This is a genomic window from Nonomuraea sp. KM90 (assembly GCF_052246675.1).
GTDB lineage: Bacteria > Actinomycetota > Actinomycetes > Streptosporangiales > Streptosporangiaceae > Nonomuraea.
Genome location: NZ_JBQQCB010000093.1, coordinates 1 through 16,244, shown reverse-complemented (window position 1 = coordinate 16,244; position 16,244 = coordinate 1). Strand labels below are relative to the sequence as shown.

The window sequence follows — 16,244 nt, the reverse complement described above, 5'->3', positions numbered from 1 at the left end:
GTAATGGCGAATATTCACGGGCATGCGTGAAGGAATCATCTTGACGGCAGGCGGCCGGCGTTCCACCGGATTGCGGCCGGATTCTGACCGCAACGCGTGCCACGATGGGGTGCATGGCTAACACGCCACAGCGCATGCTGCGCCTGCTGTCCCTGCTCCAGAACAGCCGTTACTGGACGGGGCCCGACCTGTGCGAACGTCTGGAGGTCAGCCCGCGCACGCTGCGCAGGGACATCGACCGGCTGCGCGAGCTCGGCTACCCCGTGCACGCGACGCCGGGGGCGAACGGCGGCTACCGGCTGGAGGCGGGCACGGCCATGCCGCCGCTGCTGCTCGACGGGGAGGAGGCGGTGGCCGTCGCGATCAGCCTGCGCACCGCGGCGGGCGGCTCGGTGGCCGACATCGAGGAGACCTCGGTGCGGGCGCTGGCCAAGCTGGAGCAGGTCCTGCCCGGCCATCTGCGCAGCCGGGTGAACGCGCTGCAGAACTACACCGTCCCGGTGACCGTGGCGGGGCCCGTCGTGGACCCGGAGTGCCTGATGGTGATCGCGCAGGCGTGCCGCGACCGCGAGCGGCTCAGGTTCGCCTACGCCAAGCGCGACGGGAGCGAGAGCAACCGGCTCGTGGAGCCGTACCGGCTGGTCCACGTCGCCAGGAAGTGGTACCTGATGTCGTGGGACCTGCAGCGGGAGGACTGGCGCACGTTCCGGATCGACCGGCTCTCCGCGCCGTACGCCACGGGGGTGCGCTTCAAGGCGCGCGAGCTGCCCGCCGAGGACGTGGCCGCGTACGTGGCGGAGTCCATCACGTCCTCGCTGGCCCGCTACCGCGCGCTGATCACCTTCCACGCGCCGATCACCCGGATCGCCGAGCGCATCAGGCCGCGCGACGGCATCCTCACCGAGGTCGACGACAGCACCTGCATGCTGCGCACCGCCGCCGACTCGCTGCAGTGGCTGGCGCTCACGATCGGCATGTTCGACGTCGACTTCGAGGTGCACGAGCCGCCGGAGCTGATCGAGTACATCCGGCTGCTGTCGGGCCGGCTCATCCGCGCGGTGTCCGGGCCAGAACCCTGGTGAGCGCGGCACGGACGGCGGCCTCGGGGTCCCGAGCCGGGCCCGTCGCGCGCCAGGCGACCACGCCGTCCGGGCGGACCAGGCTCGCGCCCTCGCGGCCGATGCCGTAGAGCCGGGCCACCTTTCCTCCGGCGTCGGCGAGGTCGCGGCCGAGGGCGTGGGCCCGCAGGGTGACGCCGAGGCCGCGGGCCGCCGCCGAGGCCGCCCCGGCCCAGCCGGCGTCGCCGATCAGGACCCAGGCGTCGCCGTACAGCTCCACCGTGGAGAGGCGGACGCCGTCGCGCTCCACCCAGACGTGCGGGGCGCGGAAGCCGGGGCGGCCCGTCGGGCGCAGCGGGTCCTCGACGGGGGCCGGGTCGTCGTCCTCGCTGATCACCGCGCCGGAGCGGTAGCGGAAGCCCATCAACACCTCGGCGGTGCCGCGGCCGCGCGGCACGCTGTCGGCCAGGTGCGGCGCCATGCGCTCGGCGTAGATGCTCAGCGACTCGTCCACCACGAGCCGGGCCACCTGCCCGCGCTCGTGCCCGTAGCTGTCGAGCAGGCCGTCGCCGGCCTCGCCGCGCAGCACTGCGGCCAGCTTCCACGCCACGTCGAAGCCGTCGCCGACCGCCGTGTTGCCGCCCATGCCGCCCGTCGGGGGAGTGACCTTGGCCGCGTCGCCGGCCAGCGCGCCCCCGACCACGATTACCTCGAATTCCACGCCGGCCTCCTGACTCGAACGGAATCCCAGGGTCGGATTATTTGGTCGAGTTTCCGCTGAGTATCGCTGGAGAAATCGGCTGCGCCGGACAATGCGGTCAGGAACTGACCGCGCTGCCGGGTTATCGTCGGAAGCATGAGGAATAACGGCACGCCAGCTATAGAAACCGCGGGCCTGCGGAAGAGCTTCGGCGAGACGAAGGCCGTCGACGAGATCGACCTCGTGGTCCCGTCCGGTGTCGTCTACGGCGTCCTCGGCCCCAACGGTGCTGGGAAGTCAACGTTAATCCGCATGCTCGCGACGCTGCTCCACCCCGACGGCGGCACCGCCACGATCTTCGGCCACGACGTGGTCCGCGAGTCCGACACCGTACGCCGGCGCATCAGCGTCACGGGGCAGGCCGCCTCGGTCGACGACGCGCTCACCGGCACGGAGAACCTGGTCCTCATGGGCCGGCTCCAGGGCTACGGCTGGCAGCGCGCGAGGGAGCGCGCCGCCGAGCTGATCGGGGCCTTCGAGCTGACCGACGCCGGGGACCGGCTGGTCAGCACCTACTCGGGCGGCATGCGCCGGCGGCTGGACATCGCCGCCAGCATCGTGGTCACCCCCGACCTGCTCTTCCTCGACGAGCCCACGGCCGGGCTGGACCCGCGCAGCCGCAACCAGGTGTGGGACATCGTCAAGGCGCTGCTGGCCTCCGGCACCACGATCCTGCTCACCACCCAATACCTGGAGGAGGCCGACGAGCTCGCCAGCCGCATCGCGGTCATCGACCACGGCAGGGTCATCGCGGAGGGCACCACAGGCGAGCTGAAGTCGTCGGTCGGCTCGATCGCCCTCCAGGTGCAGCTGCGCGAGCCCGAGCTGCGGCCCAGGGCGCAGGAACTGCTCGGGCGCGAGCTCGACGTGCCCGTGCACCTGGAGACCGACCCGGCCCGCCTGTCGGCCAGGGTCGACGACAGCACACGGGTCATCCCCGCCCTGGGCGCCCTGGCCACGGCGTCGATCGAGACCGTCGAGTTCGCCGTGCGGCAGCCCAGCCTCGACGAGGTGTTCCTCACGCTCACCGGACACAAGGCCGACGACACGCCGGTCAGGGAGGAGAGCAAGGCATGACACAGTCCACCCAGCGAGTCGAGGACCCGGTCAGGGCGGCGGTGTCGGTGCGCGAGCGCCCGCCGCGGGCGAGCGCGCTCTCCGCCACGGTGACCCACCTGTGGCGCGGCGCGATGGCGTTCAAGCACTTCCCGGCCCAGCTCATCGACATGCTGCTGCTGCCGATCATCTTCCTGCTGCTGTTCACCTACATGTTCGGCGGGGCCTTCGCCGGCTCCACCCAGGAATACCTGCAGTTCTTCCTGCCGGGCATCGCCGTGCAGAGCGTCATCCTGATGACCGTCTACACCGGCACCGCGATCAACACCGACATCAACAAGGGCGTCTTCGACCGGTTCAGGACGCTGCCGTTCTGGCAGCCGGCGACCATCGCCGGCAACCTGGTCGGCGACATCGTCCGCTACGTGATCGCCCTCTCGGTGACCGTCGGGCTCGGGCTGCTGCTCGGCTTCAGGCCCGCCGGCGGGATCACGGGCGTGCTCGCGGCCATGGCCGTGCTGATCGTCTTCGGCTTCAGCATCAGCTGGATCTTCGCCGCGATCGGCGTCGTGGCCAGCGTCCCCGAGCGGGTCTCGGGCACCAGCATGATCGTGATCTATCCGCTGGTGTTCACCAGCAACATCTTCGTCCAGCCGGAGACGATGCCGTCGTGGACGCAGACGCTGGTGCAGATCAACCCGATCAGCCACGCGGCCACGGCGTCACGCACGCTGATGCACGGCACGGCGGGGTTCTGGGACGTCATGTGGGGGCTGATCATCGCGGCCGTGACCACGCTGGTGTTCGCGCCGCTGGCGGTGCACCTCTACCGCAACAAGAACGCGCACTGACGCCCTCACCTCCTGGAGATCAGGACGTCGATGCCGTCCAGGACGCGGGCGAGGGCGAACTCGAAGGAGCGGCACGGATGGCCCGGCCGCTCCGCGTCGTGGCCGGCCATGCCGTGCACCAGTCCGTCGATCAGCGTCAGGACGGCGTCCATCTCCAGGTCGGTCAGGCCGATGCCGTCGATCGCGCGTAGCTCGTGGTCGTACTTGGCCAGCGCGTTCGGACCCAGCGCCGGCCGGCTGGTGGCGACCCGCAGGAGCCAGGAGTGGCGGAGGTGCAGCTCCCGGTTCTCCCTGGCGATCCGGGCCAGGCGGGCCCGCCAGCCGCCCCCGCTCCCGCTCCGGTGCGCCTCGCCGTAGACGAGGTCGAGCATCACGTCGAACAGCTCGGCCTTGCCCGGCACGTACGTGTAGAGCGACATCGTGCCCACGCCCAGGCGCTCGGCCACGCGGCGCATGGACAGGGCGTCCAGGCCCTCCTCGTCCGCCACCTCGATCGCGGCGCGGGCGATGCGGCCGACGCTCAGCTCGGACCTCCCCCTGCGCCCGACCGGCTCGGCCGTGCGCCACAGCAGCGCCAGCGTGCGCGCGGGGTCACCGCTTCCGGTGTACTCGAAAGTCACTCGGTGGTCATCGCCTTCACCGCCAGGAACAGAGAAAGCCGCGCCGGACGGGGCCGGCCACGGCCGCGCGACCAGCGACTGTCACTGTTCGCATCGACGCGTGCGGATCGTGATATTCGCCTGCGGGCATGTGATGCCGTCATGGGGGTACGGGCCGCGGGGAAACGTGCGGCGACATTCCTCGCTAGGGAGAAACTAACCTCCATGGATTCGAGTTTCAACAATCAGCCGGGGAATCAGGACGGCTTGCCGCGTCCGGCCGGCTCCCCCAATGGCGTCGGGCCGGGACGGCGGCCCGGCCGAGGGCCGCTCGGAATGGACGCCGGTATCCAGGCCGGAACCGTCGAGCTGCGCATTCCCACGGGGCTGACCCTCGAATCCTGGGGCCGGATCGGACGGCACCTGAAACGGATCACCGATTCGTCGGCGTGGTGGCTGGGGGATTGGCTGTTGTACGGGGAACGGGCTTTCCCCGACCGCTACCGGGTGGTGATCGAGGAGACCGCCCTCGACTACCAGACATTGCGCAACTACGCGTGGGTGGCGCGGAAATTCCCGGTGTCCCGTCGACGGGACACGCTCAGCCTCCAGCACCACGCCGAGACAGCCTCCCTGCCGGAGCCGGACCAGGACGACTGGCTGGCCCGCGCGGAAAAGGAGAAATGGTCGGTGAAACGTCTCCGCCGGGAGCTCCGAGAACGCCGGAGATTACGCGGGCGCGGCGAGCGGAATCCCGCACAGGTGGTCATCCCGCTGGATTCCGAGCGCGCCGAACGCTGGTCGCAGGCCGCCGAGGCGGCCGAGCTGCCGCTGGTCGACTGGATCGCGACGACCCTGGACGACGCCGCGACGGACGACGCCCCCGACCTCTAATCGGCGTCAAATGCCAATCAAATGCGCAGGCAGCGCTCCCGCGTATTTCACCGATGCCTGAATCGGCGCATTCATGTCGGTTGACATGCCCGAACGTGAATGTTTGTATTGCATTCCTGGAGATCAGAGAAATGCCCGGATAATTCACGGCGGCAATTTGGAGTATGTGATGACCTCAGTCGCGCAGCCGATTCGCGACATCGACGCCCACCGCCGCATCGACATGCTGGTCGACCCGGGCTCCTTTCTGGAATTCGGCAGCCGCGCGCGGCACCGGGTCACCGCCTTCGGCATGGAGGCCAAACGTCCCGTCGGCGACGGGGTCGTGACGGGGAACGCGACCGTGGGCGGCCGCCCGATCGGGCTGTTCGCCCAGGACTCGGCCGTGCTCGGCGGCTCTCTGGGAGAGATGCACGCCGCGAAGATCGTGGGAACCCTCCGGCGCGCGGAACGCGCCAGGATCCCGGTGGTGGGGCTGCTCGACTCCGGCGGCGCCCGCATCCAGGAAGGTCTGGCGGCGCTGGACGGCTACGGGGCCATCTTCCGGGCGAACGCCCAGCTCTCCGGCCGGGTGCCGCAGCTCAGCCTGATCCTCGGCAACTGCGCCGGGGGAGCGGTCTACTCGCCCGCGCTGACCGACGTGGTCATCATGCTGCGCGAGAGCGCGCACATGTTCCTCACCGGGCCGCAGGTCGTCAAGGCCGTCACCTTCGAGGACGTCACGCCGGGCGAGCTCGGCGGATCCGAGGTGCACGCGCGCCACTCGGGCGTGGTCCACCTGGTGGCGGACGACTCCGCGGCGGCGATGGACCTGGCCCGCCAGGTCCTGTCGTACCTGCCGGACTCGTGCTGGTCCGAGGTGCCCATGGGGGAGCCGGCCGGGCCGGGACCCCTTCCCGTGTTACCCGCCAACCCGCGCACCGCCTACGACGTCCGCCAGGTGATCGGCGGGATCGTGGACCGCGGCAGCTTCCTCGAACTGCAGGCGCGCTTCGCCCGCAACCTGGTCATCGGGTTCGCCCGCATCGAGGGCCGCTCCGTGGGCATCGTCGCCAACCAGCCGCAGGCCCTGGCCGGCGCCCTGGACATCTCGGCCTCGGAGAAGGGCGCGCGATTCGTCCGCCTCTGCGATGCGTTCGGAGTGCCGCTGGTGACCCTGGTCGACACCTCGGGCTTCCTGCCCGGCACCAAACAGGAGTCGAACGGCGTTATCCGCAAGGGCGCCAAGCTGCTGTACGCCTTCTCCGAGGCGACCGTGCCGCGGCTGACCGTGGTGCTGCGCAAGGCGTTCGGCGGGGCGTACATCGTGATGAACTCCAAGTCGCTGGGCGCCGACGCGGTCTTCTGCTGGCCGGGCGCCCAGATGGCCGTCATGGGCGTCGAGGGGGCGGTGGACATCGTCTATCGGCGCGAGCTGGGCCGGGATCCGTCCGCCCGCCAGGACCTGATGGCCTGTTACGAGCGCGAGGTGATGGCCCCTCACCTGCCCGCCGAGCGGCTGTCGGCCGACGAGATCATCGAGCCCGAGCAGACCAGGCCCGTCCTGGCCGCCACGCTGCGTACGCTGGCCAGCGCCGTACGCCCGCGCTTCCGACACGACAACCTCCCGCAGTGAAGGTCACCGACATGTCCGCCAGAAGAGACGACGTGATCCGAGTCATCATCGCCGAAGACATGGACATGCTCCGAGGCGCGCTGGTCGCCCTGCTGGACCTCGAGGCCGACATCGAGGTCGTCGGCGCGGGGCCCGCGAGCAAGGAGATCGTCGCCACGGCCAAGCACCAGAACCCGCAGGTCGCGGTCATCGACGCCGACATCCACGGCAGGGACGGCCTGGAGGCGGCGGTCGAGGTGAAGGAGAACCTGCCCGACTGCGAGACCCTGCTGCTCAGCAGCCTCGCCAAGCTCCCCACCGTGCGCCAGGCGCTGTCGGCGGGGCTGGGCGGGCTCATGCTGACGAAGTCGTCACCCGAGGAGCTGGCCGACGCCATCCGCCGGGTCGCGGCCGGCCACCGGGTCTTCGACACCGACGTCACCCTGGCCGCGTGGGGCTCCATCGGCTGCCCGCTGACCGAGCGCGAGCTGGAGGTCCTCCAGCTCACCGCGGAGGGCGACGAGGCCAAGGAGATCGCCGGCCGCCTCTACCTCTCCCCGGGGACCGTCCGCAACTACCTGACGGTCATCGTGAACAAGCTGAAGGCCCGCAACCGCATCGACGCCATCCGCATCGCCAGGGAATCCGGCTGGATCTACTGACCGGCCGGGCTGACCGGCCGGGCCTACCGGCCGTCCGGGGTGAACTGCCCGAAGCGTCCCCGGTGGTAGAGGAGCGGCTCCCCGCTCCCGGCGATCCGCGTGCCGGTGACCAGGCCGACGACCAGCACGTGGTCGCCGATGTCCGCCGTGGTGTACGGGGAGCAGGTCAGGTGCACGGCCACGCCGTCCAGCAGCGGGGTGCCCAGGTGGTCGGCGCGCCAGAGTGTCGGCGGGCCGAAGCGGTCGCCGTTCGCGCCGGCGAAACGGGCGGCCAGGTCCGCCTGGTCCCCGGCCAGCACGTTGACCGCGAACCGGTCCGCCTTGCGCAGCCACGGCCAGGTGGACGACGACTGGCCGATGTAGAACGACACCAGCGGCGGCCGCAGGCTGACCGAGGAGAACGAGGTGGCGGTCAGCCCGACCGGCACGTCCCCCACCGCGGCGGTGACGACCACCACCCCGGCCGCGTGCCCGGCCAGCGCCCGGCGGAACTGCTCCTCACTCACGTGTTCGCCGTTCATCAGCAGCCGTTCTCAGCAGGGGTGCGGGCTCATCCGGGTACGGCGATGCGCCACGGTCAGGTCCTCCAGCGCCGGCACCACGTCGTTCGGCGTGGGGCAGTCGAGCATCTCGTCTCGGATGCGGGCCGCGCCGTCCTGGAACGAGCTCTGCCCCAGCAGGTGGGCCAGGCTGTCCCGGACGCTGCACGCCTCGCGGGCCGGGCCGGGCGGCAGGTACATGCCGGCGCCCAGCTTCTCCATCTGCCGGGCGCGGTAGACGTCGTCCCACTGCCAGGCCAGGTTCAGCTGCGGCACGCCGTAGAAGGCCGCGCTCGCCCAGGTGCCCGCGCCTCCGTGGTGCAGCACCGCGGCGCAGTCCGGCAGCGCCACGTGCAGCGGGATGTTGTCCACCACGCGCACGTTGCCGGGCAGCGGGCGCAGGCCGTCGCTCTCCTTCACCGTCGCGATCACCTCGACGTCGAGCTCGGCGACCGACTCCAGCAGCTCGGCCACCGCGTCCAGCCCGGAGAAGCCGGTCGTGCGCGCGGTCATGCCCTGCGTGACGCACACCCGGGGCCGGTCCGGGTCGGACTGCGACCACGGCGGCACCACGGCGGGCAGCGGCCCGTTGTACGGGATGTACCTCATGGGCACCAGCGGCTGGTCCAGATCGAACCGCACGCTGGCGGGCATCTGGTCGATCGTCCACTGCCCGGTGACCACCTCGGGGCTGAACGAGCACCCGAAACGGCCGAGAGTCCAGGTCAGCCACTCGCGGATGGCGTCGTCCCGGCGCTCGGCGGGCTCCGGCGCCAGCAGGTGCAGGAACCGCTGGTACGCCTGAAGGAACAGGTCAGGCCCCCACAGCAGGCGGGCGTGCGCGGCCCCGGTGACGTGCGCCGCGACCGCCCCCGCGAAGGTGAACGGCTCCCAGATCACCAGGTCGGGCTCCCACCAGCGGGCGAAGCCGACCAGGTCGTCGATCATGGAGTCGTTGTTGATCTGGGAGTAGAAGGTGGCCGTGAGCATCGTGGTGGAGGCCTCGAGAAAGGCCAGGTCCAGGAGCTCGGAGCGGCCCTCCAGGTAGTCGGGGTTCTGGTGCAGGGCGAACACGCCGGGGGCGGCCGCCGCCATCACCTGCTCCACCTGATGGTCGCCGCCCACCGGCACGGCGGTGAGCCCCGCGCTGGTGATACTGTCCGCCAGCCTCGGCTGGCTGGCCACCCGGACCTCGTGCCCGGCGGTACGCAGCGCCCACGCCAGTGGCACCATCCCGTTGAAATGGGCGTCCATGGCGAAGGCCGTGATCAACACGCGCATCGTCATCCCCCTGTCGACATCGGCAGCTTCAGCACGGCCTGCACCACGGGCGAGCGCATGCGGTGCAGGAGCGCTCCGTCGGTCCTGAGGCCGGGCATCCGGGTGGCCACGCCCCGCACCGCCTCGGTCGCGATCAGCCGGGCCAGGGGCGCCACCAGCTCCTCGTACCCGCCGCCGGTCAGCGACAGGTTCAGCGCGTTCTTCCTGGCCGGGTCGAAGCGATCGGGGTCGGGGCCGGCCGAGGGGTCGCGGTTGGCGGCGTCCACCAGGATCACCACGTGGTCGTCGGCGTCGATCTCCTGACCCGCGATCGCGATCGGCTCCTGGGCGATCCGGCTGACGATGCGCACCGGCGGCGCCCACCGCAGCGTCTCCTCGACGGCGTCGGCGGCCAGCCCTGGGTCCTGCCGCAGGGCCGCCCACCGGTCCGGGTGGCCGAGCAGCGCCACGACCGCGCCGGCCAGCGTGGCGGTGGCGATCCCGGCCCCCGCCACCAGGTGCAGCAGGCAGACCTGGGCCACGTCGGCCCGGTCGTGGCCGGTCGCCAGCAGGGCGCTGACCGCGTCGTCCCGAGGGCCGGCCGCCCGCTCCTCGACCAGGTCACGCGCCAGCTCGCGGGCGCGGGCGGCGGCCTCCGCCAGCTCGCCGGCCACCGGGAGGCGGGGCGGGCAGAGCACGGAGTCGGGGGCGACGCCGAGCCGGGGCAGCAGCGTGGCCAGTTCGGCGGCCGCCGGGTCCGGGAAGCCCAGCACCGCGGCCAGGGCCGCCGCGACGGCGGGTCCGGCCAGGTCGGTGACCAGGTCGAAGCGGGGGCCGAGCGGGTCGAGCACGGTGGAGAGAGCGCGCCGGACGTCGGCGCGCCAGGACCCGGCGACGCGGGGGCCCAGCACCGGGTTGTTGAGCCGGGCGAGCCTGGCGTACTCGGCCAGCGGCAGCGTGAGCGGCGTGCCGCTCAGCGGGGTGACGTGGCAGGTCCGCCAGGTCTCCCACAGGTTCTCCCGCACGTGGTCCTGGCCCGCGCCCGGGTGGCCGGTGTCCAGCCGGGGCTCGCGCAGCAGCGCGGCGGCCACCTCGGCGTCGGCCGTGACCCAGGGGCCCAGCTCGCTGCGGTACAGCGGGCCGCGCCGCCGGATCTCCTCGCCGATGGCGGCCGTGCCGTCGCCGTCCCCGTGCAGCAGCCGCGCGTAGGGGTCGCCGAGGGCGCCGAGCACGAAGTGGAAGCCGCGGATCGTCAGCAGGTGGCGGCCGAGCTCGCTCTCCGAGACGGGCGTCATCGTGGTGGTCGTCATCGTGGTGCTCCTCCCGTGATGACCTGATGGGCAGCTTGGTGGGTGTGCTCGCAGATCGCCGCGGCCAGGGGCAGGTGGACGGCGGAGGCGAGCGCGTGCCCCATCCCCGGCATGTCCCGTACGCGCGCCCCGGGGATCAGCTCGGCGACGTGGCGGGCGTGCGGCGGCGGCGCGGCCGGGTCGTGCACGGCCTGGATCGCCAGCGTGGGCACGGTCACGCCGGCCAGCTCCGCACCCCGCGAGACCGGCGGCTGGGCGATCAGGTGGTGCGTGATCGGCTCCTGGAACGTGCCCGCGTGCGCGATGGCCCGCAGCTCGCGGCGGCGGAACTCCTCGTCGTCGAACGGCAGGTCCGCGCCGTTGAGCAGCCGCCACTTCTCGACCCTGCGCTCCAGCTCGGCCTCCGGCCCGTCCACCGGCTGCGACATCAGCGCGATCACGTCGAGGAAGCGCTGGGTGGGCGGTGGCAGGCCGTCGGCGGACGGCCGGCCGGCGGTGGCGTGCTCGATGGCGGCGTCGAAGTCGACGTCCAGCGCGCCGCCGAGCATGACGGTGAGGCTGAGCAGCCGCCCGGGATGGTCGAGGGCGAGCAGCTGGCCGATGGTGTGGCCCAGCGACATGCCGACGACGTGCGCGGCGGCGACCTCCCACCCGTCCAGCACGGCGACCGCGTCCAGGACGAGCTCGTCGAAGATGTAGGGGCGGCTCGCGAAGTCGACGCGGGACGAGCGGCCGGTGTCGCGGTGGTCGTAGCGGATGACGTGGTGCCCGCGCGCGGCGAGCAGCTCGACGAACTCGTCGGGCCAGGACATCGCCGACAGGTTGCCGCCCGCGACGAGCAGCATGGGCGGGTCGGCGGGGTCGCCGAAGCCCTCGCTCCACAGGGTGACGTCGCCGCTGGTGATCATGCGCGTGCTCATGGGGCCTCCCCGGCAGGAGCGAGAACGAGCAGGGACAGGTCGAAGGGGATGGTGGGGGAGGGCAGCCGGTGCACGGCCTCCACGTCCAGCCCGGCCCGCGCGGCCAGGTCCCACCAGGCGTCGCGGGTGCGCAGCCGGCCGCCGAGGAACACCAGCATCCGCAGGTCGAGCTCGGTGAACAGCTCGTTGCTCGAGCTCTCCTCCAGGTCGTCGCGCTCGTAGACGAGGATCCGGCCGCCCGGCTCCAGCGACTCGGCGCAACGTTCCAGGATGCGTACGGCCTCCTCGTCCGGCCAGTTGAGCAGCACGAACGACAGGATCATCACGTCGGCCGCGCAGGGCAGCGGCTTGAAGAAGTCGGCCTCGACGACCTCGACACGCTCGGTCAGCCCCTCCGCGGCCAGGTGCTCGCGGGCGGCGGCCGCGGTGCCGGGCAGCTCCACGACGGTCGCCGTGACGTGCGGGGCGAGGCGGGCGATGGCGGTCACGAACCCGCCGGTGCCGCCGCCGACGTCGCACACGTGCCGGACCCCGCTCCAGTCGTAGGCCGCCGCGGGGGCGTCGTAGGCGACGTCCTGGTCGCAGGCCATCAGCGTGTCGAACGACTCGCGCAGGTCGGGCCGGTCCGCCAGGTCGTCGTAGAAGGTCTTGCCATAGAAGTCGGCATAGGTCGGGCGGCCGGTCTGGACGGCGTCGAGCAGCCGGACGAATCCGACGTCGGCTCTGGCCACGATCTGGTTCAGGTCGTGCCAGGCCCGCTGGGCGGCCGGGTGGTCGTCGGCGAGCAGCAGCCCCACCTCGGTCGGGGCCAGCCGGCCCGGCGCGCTCTCCTGGAGCACGCCGATCGCCACCAGGTGGCGGACCAGCCGGGCCAGCGCGTCGGGGTCGGTGCCGGTCCGCTCCGCCAGCTCTCCCGCGCTGGTGGCGCCGGCCCGGATGTGGTCGACCAGGCGCAGCGTGGCCGCCACCCGCACCGCCATCGGGGTGTGCAGACTGCCCAGGCGGATCAGGGTCCTGAGCGCTTCGAGGTCCTTCATCAGGGTCGCCAGCCGCCGTTCTCCGGCCAGGGCTCGCCCAGTTGCCGGTACGTGCCCAGGTAGTCGGGCCAGTCGCGGTGGTCGCGGATCTTGCCGTCGACGATCCGGATCAGGTGGATCTGCTCGCCGGAGAAGCGGCGGCCGGTCGCCGGCATGCCGACGAGGTTGCCGACGTGGCGGCCGTAGAGGACGAGCTTGGCGCGCACCCATTCGCCGTTCTCCTCGTAGCCGACCTCCTCCAGGTGCGCCTCGGGGGAGAAGGCGTACTTCAGCCATTTGACCGCGCCGGCGAACGCCTCCGGGCCGCGCGCGTCGGGGTAGTGCTCCAGGGCGCCGGGGTTGAGATATTCGGGGTGAATGTACTCCGCGACATCGCCGGTTTCACCGGTGTTGTAGGCGTTGACCATGCGGCGGACGGTGGCGATCTGCTGACTCATCACTTACTCCGCTCCAATGGGGAAATCTCCCTTTGATTATTTGCGCCCGGTGTTCGTTCGGACAATGTGACTACACCCGTTCTCAACCGGTTCTCCAGGGCTGCTCGAATACTGGGTATGCGTGGACACATCGACGTACAAACAACAGATCGCAACCGTCTTTCACGCCGCGGCGGCGAAGTACGACAAGATGGGGGTCGAGTTCTTCACCCCCATGGGCCGGCGGCTGGTCGAGCTGGCCGCGCCCGCCCCCGGCGAACGCGTGCTGGACGTCGGATGCGGCCGGGGAGCCAGCCTCTTCCCGGCCGCGGAGAAGGTCGGCCCGAGCGGTCACGTGCTGGGCATCGACCTGGCCCCCGCCATGGTGGCCGAGGTGCGCGAGGAGATCGAGACCCGCGCCCTGGGCAACACCGAGGCGCGGGTGATGGACGGAGAAAGGCCGGAGCTGCCCGCCCGGTCCTTCGACGTCGTGCAGGGCGGCTACAGCATCATTTTCCTGCCGGACGCCCCGGCGGCGCTCTCGCGATATGCCGGGCTAATCGCCGACGGCGGGCGGCTGGCTTTCACCAGCCCCGTCTTCAGAACCGGGGAATTTCCGTTCCTGCCCCCCGAGTTCACCCCGCTCATTTCTCCCGAGCTGCTCCGGCACCTGCCGCCGGAATGGCAGCCGGAATCGCTGGTGCGCCGTTTCAACAGCTGGCTCGAGCATCCGGCGGACCTGGCGGCGACGCTGGAGCGGGCGGGCTTCGGCGAGGTCGTCGTGCTGGACGAGCCGGTACGGATGACCGCCGCCACGGCCGAGCAGTGGGTCGACTGGTCGCACACCCAGGGCATGCGGCTGCTGTGGCAGCACCTGCCGGAGCCTCAGGCCGCCGAGCTGCGCGAGCGCCTCATCGCCGGGCTCGACGCGCTACGCCAGGGGAGCGGGCCGCTGGTCATCGACGTGCCGGTCCGCTTCGTCACGGCCCGCGTCGCCCGGTAGAGCGGTGAGCGCGGTCGCGAACGCCGCTCTGTCAGCCGCCCTGCCCGCCTCCGGGTTCGCCTCCGGGCCACCCGCCCGGGCGGGCAGCAGCGGCACCACCCTGCCCGGCCCCTTGCGCACGGCCCGGTGCCGCCGCGCGATCGTGCTCAGCCCCTGCCCGGGGCCGGCCTCGACACAGACCACGCCGTCCTCCGGGGAGCCGGTGGACAGGATCTCGTCGAGCGCCGGCCAGAACCGCACCGGCGCCACCGGGTGCCGGGCCCAGTAGCCGGGATCGGCCGCCAGCTCCAGCGTCATCGGCCGGGCCGCGTACCCGGAGTACAGGGGGATCCGCGGCGCGCCCACCGGCGTGCCGGCGAAGCTCTCCACGGCCGGTGGGACGGTGGCCGCGAGCGAGGGGCTGTGGAAGGCGATCAGGGTGGGCACGGGGGCGCAGGTGAAACCCTCAGCCCGCAGCGCCCGCTCCACCTCGGCCAGCGGTTCGCTGGGCCCGGCCACGATCGTCTGCCGCGGCGCGTTCTCCGCCGCCACCACGACGTCCTCGGTCAGCAGGCCCTCCAGCGCCGCCACCCCGGCCGAGACCGCCAGCATGCCGCCGGGCGGCGAGGCCGCCAGCAGCCGGACCCGCTGGCGTACCAGGGCCACCGCGTCGGCCAGGGTGAAGACCCCGGCGAGCACGGCGGCGGCCATCTCGCCGATGCTGTGCCCCAGCATCACCCAGGGCCGCACCCCGCGCTCCAGCAGGGTCCTGCCGAGCGCGTAGTCGATGGCGAACAGCAGCGGCTGCGAACGGGTGACGTGGTCCAGCGGCACCCGCGGGCGCTCGCTCAGCCAGTCGCGGCGCAACTCGGCGCCCGCCTCGCCGAAGGCCGCGAACACCTTGTCCATCGCGGCGGTGAACCCGGGCTCCTCGCCGTACAGCCCCCACGCCATCCGCGGGTGCTGGGACCCCTGCCCGGGGAACATCAGCAGGACCGCTTCCATGTCAGGACCTCTCCTCCTCCGGCGCCCACGAGGGGCGGCTCAGCATCTCCACGACCGCGCAGGACCAGGTGAAGCCGGCACCGACGCCGGCCAGCAGGCACAGCCGGCCCGGCCGGAGCGCGCCGGTCGACACCAGGTGGTCTAGCCCGGCGATCGGGTCCCCGGCGCCCAGATGCCCGACGTGCCTGCTCCACGGCCAGGTGGTGCGCTCGGGCTCGATGCCGAACCCGGTGAAGTAGGCGGCCTTGAGCCGGCGCAGGCCCAGGTGGGGCAGCGCGAACCAGTCGATGTCGGCCAGCTCCGCGCCCGCCGCGTCCAGCGCGCCGTACAGGGCGGCCTCCTGGCCGGCGCGCACCTTCGCGGCCGTCGCCGCGGTGCCGATCTCGCGTACGTAGTTGCGCTTGTGCAGGCCGAGGTCGACGGTGGGCTGCTCGTCCGGCGACGGGTCACCGTACGGGTCACCGCCCCTGTGCATGCCCTCCAGCGCGGGGTCGGAGACCGTCGTCAGGCTGCGCAGCCGGGCGAACCCGGCCGAGCGCGACAGCACCAGAGCCGTGCCGCCGTCGGCGTAGACCGTGCCCGGATCGCTGCGCCAGCGGTCGAAGCCCGGCGGGGTCATCCGGTCGCCCGTCGTGATGAGCGCGCCCGTGCCCGGGTAGCGCCGGACCAGCTCCAGCGCGGCCATCCCGCCGTTGGAGACCTGCCTGACCTCCATCGCGGGGCAGGAGTTGCCGACCGCGACCCGCTGCACGTAGGAGGCCGGCGCCCAGAGGTGGTGCCCCTGGAAGTACAGGCTCGCGTGCAGGACCAGGTCGATGTCGGCCGGGCCCGCCCCCGCCCGGTCGAGCGCGGTACGGGCGGCGCGGGCGGCCATCTCGGGCCCCGTCTCCTTGCCGGCGGTGGCCACCGCGGCCATGCCCGTCGAGGACGCCAGAGCGGCCTCGCACTCGCCCGCCGCCAGCGCCTCCCGCACCGGCACGGCGGGCGGCAGCCAGGTCCCGCAGCCGGAGATGTACAGCTCGCCGCTCATGCGCGCACGACCATCGCGCTGTTGAACCCGCCGAACCCTCTGGCCACCACCAGCGCGGCGGTGCCCGAAGCCGGCCGGGGCGCGCCGAGCACGAGGTCGACGGGCAGCTCCGGGTCGACGTCCGTCACGTTCGCGGTCGGCGGCACCACCCCGTCGCGCAGCGCGAGCAGCGCGGTGAGGATGTCCAGCGGCCCGGCCCCCGAGTACAGCCGCCCGGTCAGCGTCTTGGGGGCGGTCACCGGGACCCCGCGCGGCCCGAACACCGCCGCCA

At 72.2% G+C, this 16,244-nt stretch carries 17 protein-coding genes and 1 pseudogene; 7 read left to right on the top strand and 11 right to left on the bottom strand.

What is annotated here, in order from left to right:
* Nucleotides 1-113: 113 nt before the first annotated feature.
* Complete coding sequence (locus tag ACTWPW_RS47275; protein WP_375113812.1) at nt 114-1,082, top strand: helix-turn-helix transcriptional regulator; 969 nt, start codon at nt 114-116, stop codon at nt 1,080-1,082.
* Here the strand turns inward: ACTWPW_RS47275 and ACTWPW_RS47270 are convergent.
* Entirely contained in the window at nt 1,048-1,779 is a 732-nt protein-coding gene (locus ACTWPW_RS47270; protein ID WP_443172614.1) for an FAD-dependent monooxygenase, read from the bottom strand. The two genes, ACTWPW_RS47275 and ACTWPW_RS47270, sit on opposite strands and share 35 nt — an antisense overlap.
* Nucleotides 1,780-1,914: 135 nt before the next feature.
* Between ACTWPW_RS47270 and ACTWPW_RS47265 the strand changes: the two genes are divergently transcribed.
* A complete protein-coding gene (locus tag ACTWPW_RS47265; RefSeq protein WP_443172613.1) occupies nt 1,915-2,895 on the top strand; it encodes an ATP-binding cassette domain-containing protein in 981 nt (326 codons plus the stop codon).
* A complete protein-coding gene (locus ACTWPW_RS47260) occupies nt 2,892-3,725 on the top strand; it encodes an ABC transporter permease (RefSeq protein ID WP_443172612.1) in 834 nt (277 codons plus the stop codon). The genes ACTWPW_RS47265 and ACTWPW_RS47260 overlap by 4 nt, the downstream gene beginning before the upstream one ends.
* Before the next feature lie 5 nt (nt 3,726-3,730).
* Here ACTWPW_RS47260 and ACTWPW_RS47255 read toward each other — a convergent pair whose 3' ends face one another.
* Entirely contained in the window at nt 3,731-4,345 is a 615-nt protein-coding gene (locus tag ACTWPW_RS47255) for a TetR/AcrR family transcriptional regulator (protein WP_443172611.1), read from the bottom strand.
* Between the two features lie 204 nt (nt 4,346-4,549).
* Here ACTWPW_RS47255 and ACTWPW_RS47250 point away from each other — a divergent pair, with 204 nt between their 5' ends.
* From ACTWPW_RS47250 to ACTWPW_RS47240, 3 genes are all read left to right on the top strand, one after another.
* Nucleotides 4,550-5,218: an LmbU family transcriptional regulator gene (locus ACTWPW_RS47250; RefSeq protein ID WP_443172610.1), complete on the top strand. Its 669-nt coding sequence runs from the start codon at nt 4,550-4,552 to the stop codon at nt 5,216-5,218.
* 169 nt (nt 5,219-5,387) lie between these two features.
* Entirely contained in the window at nt 5,388-6,833 is a 1,446-nt protein-coding gene (locus tag ACTWPW_RS47245) for an acyl-CoA carboxylase subunit beta (protein ID WP_375113806.1), read from the top strand.
* Nucleotides 6,834-6,844: 11 nt separating this feature from the next.
* On the top strand, nt 6,845-7,474 hold the full coding sequence (locus ACTWPW_RS47240; RefSeq protein WP_375113805.1) for a response regulator transcription factor: 630 nt from the start codon (nt 6,845-6,847) through the stop codon (nt 7,472-7,474).
* A gap of 23 nt (nt 7,475-7,497) precedes the next feature.
* Here ACTWPW_RS47240 and ACTWPW_RS47235 read toward each other — a convergent pair whose 3' ends face one another.
* From ACTWPW_RS47235 to ACTWPW_RS47210, 6 genes are read right to left on the bottom strand one after another with little or no spacing between them, the layout of a single operon-like run.
* A complete protein-coding gene (locus ACTWPW_RS47235) occupies nt 7,498-7,995 on the bottom strand; it encodes a flavin reductase family protein (RefSeq protein ID WP_375113804.1) in 498 nt (165 codons plus the stop codon).
* A gap of 12 nt (nt 7,996-8,007) precedes the next feature.
* On the bottom strand, nt 8,008-9,294 hold the full coding sequence (locus ACTWPW_RS47230; protein ID WP_375113803.1) for an activator-dependent family glycosyltransferase: 1,287 nt from the start codon (nt 9,292-9,294) through the stop codon (nt 8,008-8,010).
* Between the two features lie 2 nt (nt 9,295-9,296).
* The gene (locus tag ACTWPW_RS47225) at nt 9,297-10,583 is read right to left on the bottom strand and encodes a cytochrome P450 family protein (protein WP_443172609.1); all 1,287 of its coding nucleotides are present in this window, start codon (nt 10,581-10,583) and stop codon (nt 9,297-9,299) included.
* Entirely contained in the window at nt 10,580-11,503 is a 924-nt protein-coding gene (locus ACTWPW_RS47220; RefSeq protein WP_443172608.1) for an alpha/beta fold hydrolase, read from the bottom strand. The genes ACTWPW_RS47225 and ACTWPW_RS47220 overlap by 4 nt, the downstream gene beginning before the upstream one ends.
* Entirely contained in the window at nt 11,500-12,540 is a 1,041-nt protein-coding gene (locus tag ACTWPW_RS47215) for a methyltransferase (RefSeq protein WP_375113800.1), read from the bottom strand. The genes ACTWPW_RS47220 and ACTWPW_RS47215 overlap by 4 nt, the downstream gene beginning before the upstream one ends.
* Nucleotides 12,540-12,977: an ester cyclase gene (locus ACTWPW_RS47210; RefSeq protein ID WP_364129779.1), complete on the bottom strand. Its 438-nt coding sequence runs from the start codon at nt 12,975-12,977 to the stop codon at nt 12,540-12,542. Before ACTWPW_RS47210 ends, ACTWPW_RS47215 begins: the two co-directional genes overlap by 1 nt.
* Before the next feature lie 121 nt (nt 12,978-13,098).
* Here ACTWPW_RS47210 and ACTWPW_RS47205 point away from each other — a divergent pair, with 121 nt between their 5' ends.
* The gene (locus tag ACTWPW_RS47205) at nt 13,099-13,959 is read left to right on the top strand and encodes a class I SAM-dependent methyltransferase (RefSeq protein ID WP_375113798.1); all 861 of its coding nucleotides are present in this window, start codon (nt 13,099-13,101) and stop codon (nt 13,957-13,959) included.
* On the opposite strand, the gene ACTWPW_RS47200 is transcribed toward ACTWPW_RS47205, so the two are convergent.
* The 3 genes and pseudogenes from ACTWPW_RS47200 to ACTWPW_RS47190 form a co-directional block, all read right to left on the bottom strand.
* On the bottom strand, nt 13,888-14,943 hold the full coding sequence (locus ACTWPW_RS47200; protein ID WP_443172607.1) for an acyltransferase domain-containing protein: 1,056 nt from the start codon (nt 14,941-14,943) through the stop codon (nt 13,888-13,890). The two genes, ACTWPW_RS47205 and ACTWPW_RS47200, sit on opposite strands and share 72 nt — an antisense overlap.
* A gap of 1 nt (nt 14,944) precedes the next feature.
* Entirely contained in the window at nt 14,945-15,973 is a 1,029-nt protein-coding gene (locus ACTWPW_RS47195) for a ketoacyl-ACP synthase III family protein (RefSeq protein ID WP_443172606.1), read from the bottom strand.
* Nucleotides 15,970-16,244, bottom strand: a pseudogene (locus ACTWPW_RS47190) (ketosynthase chain-length factor); the annotation flags it as partial. The pseudogene ACTWPW_RS47190 and the gene ACTWPW_RS47195, both read right to left, overlap by 4 nt.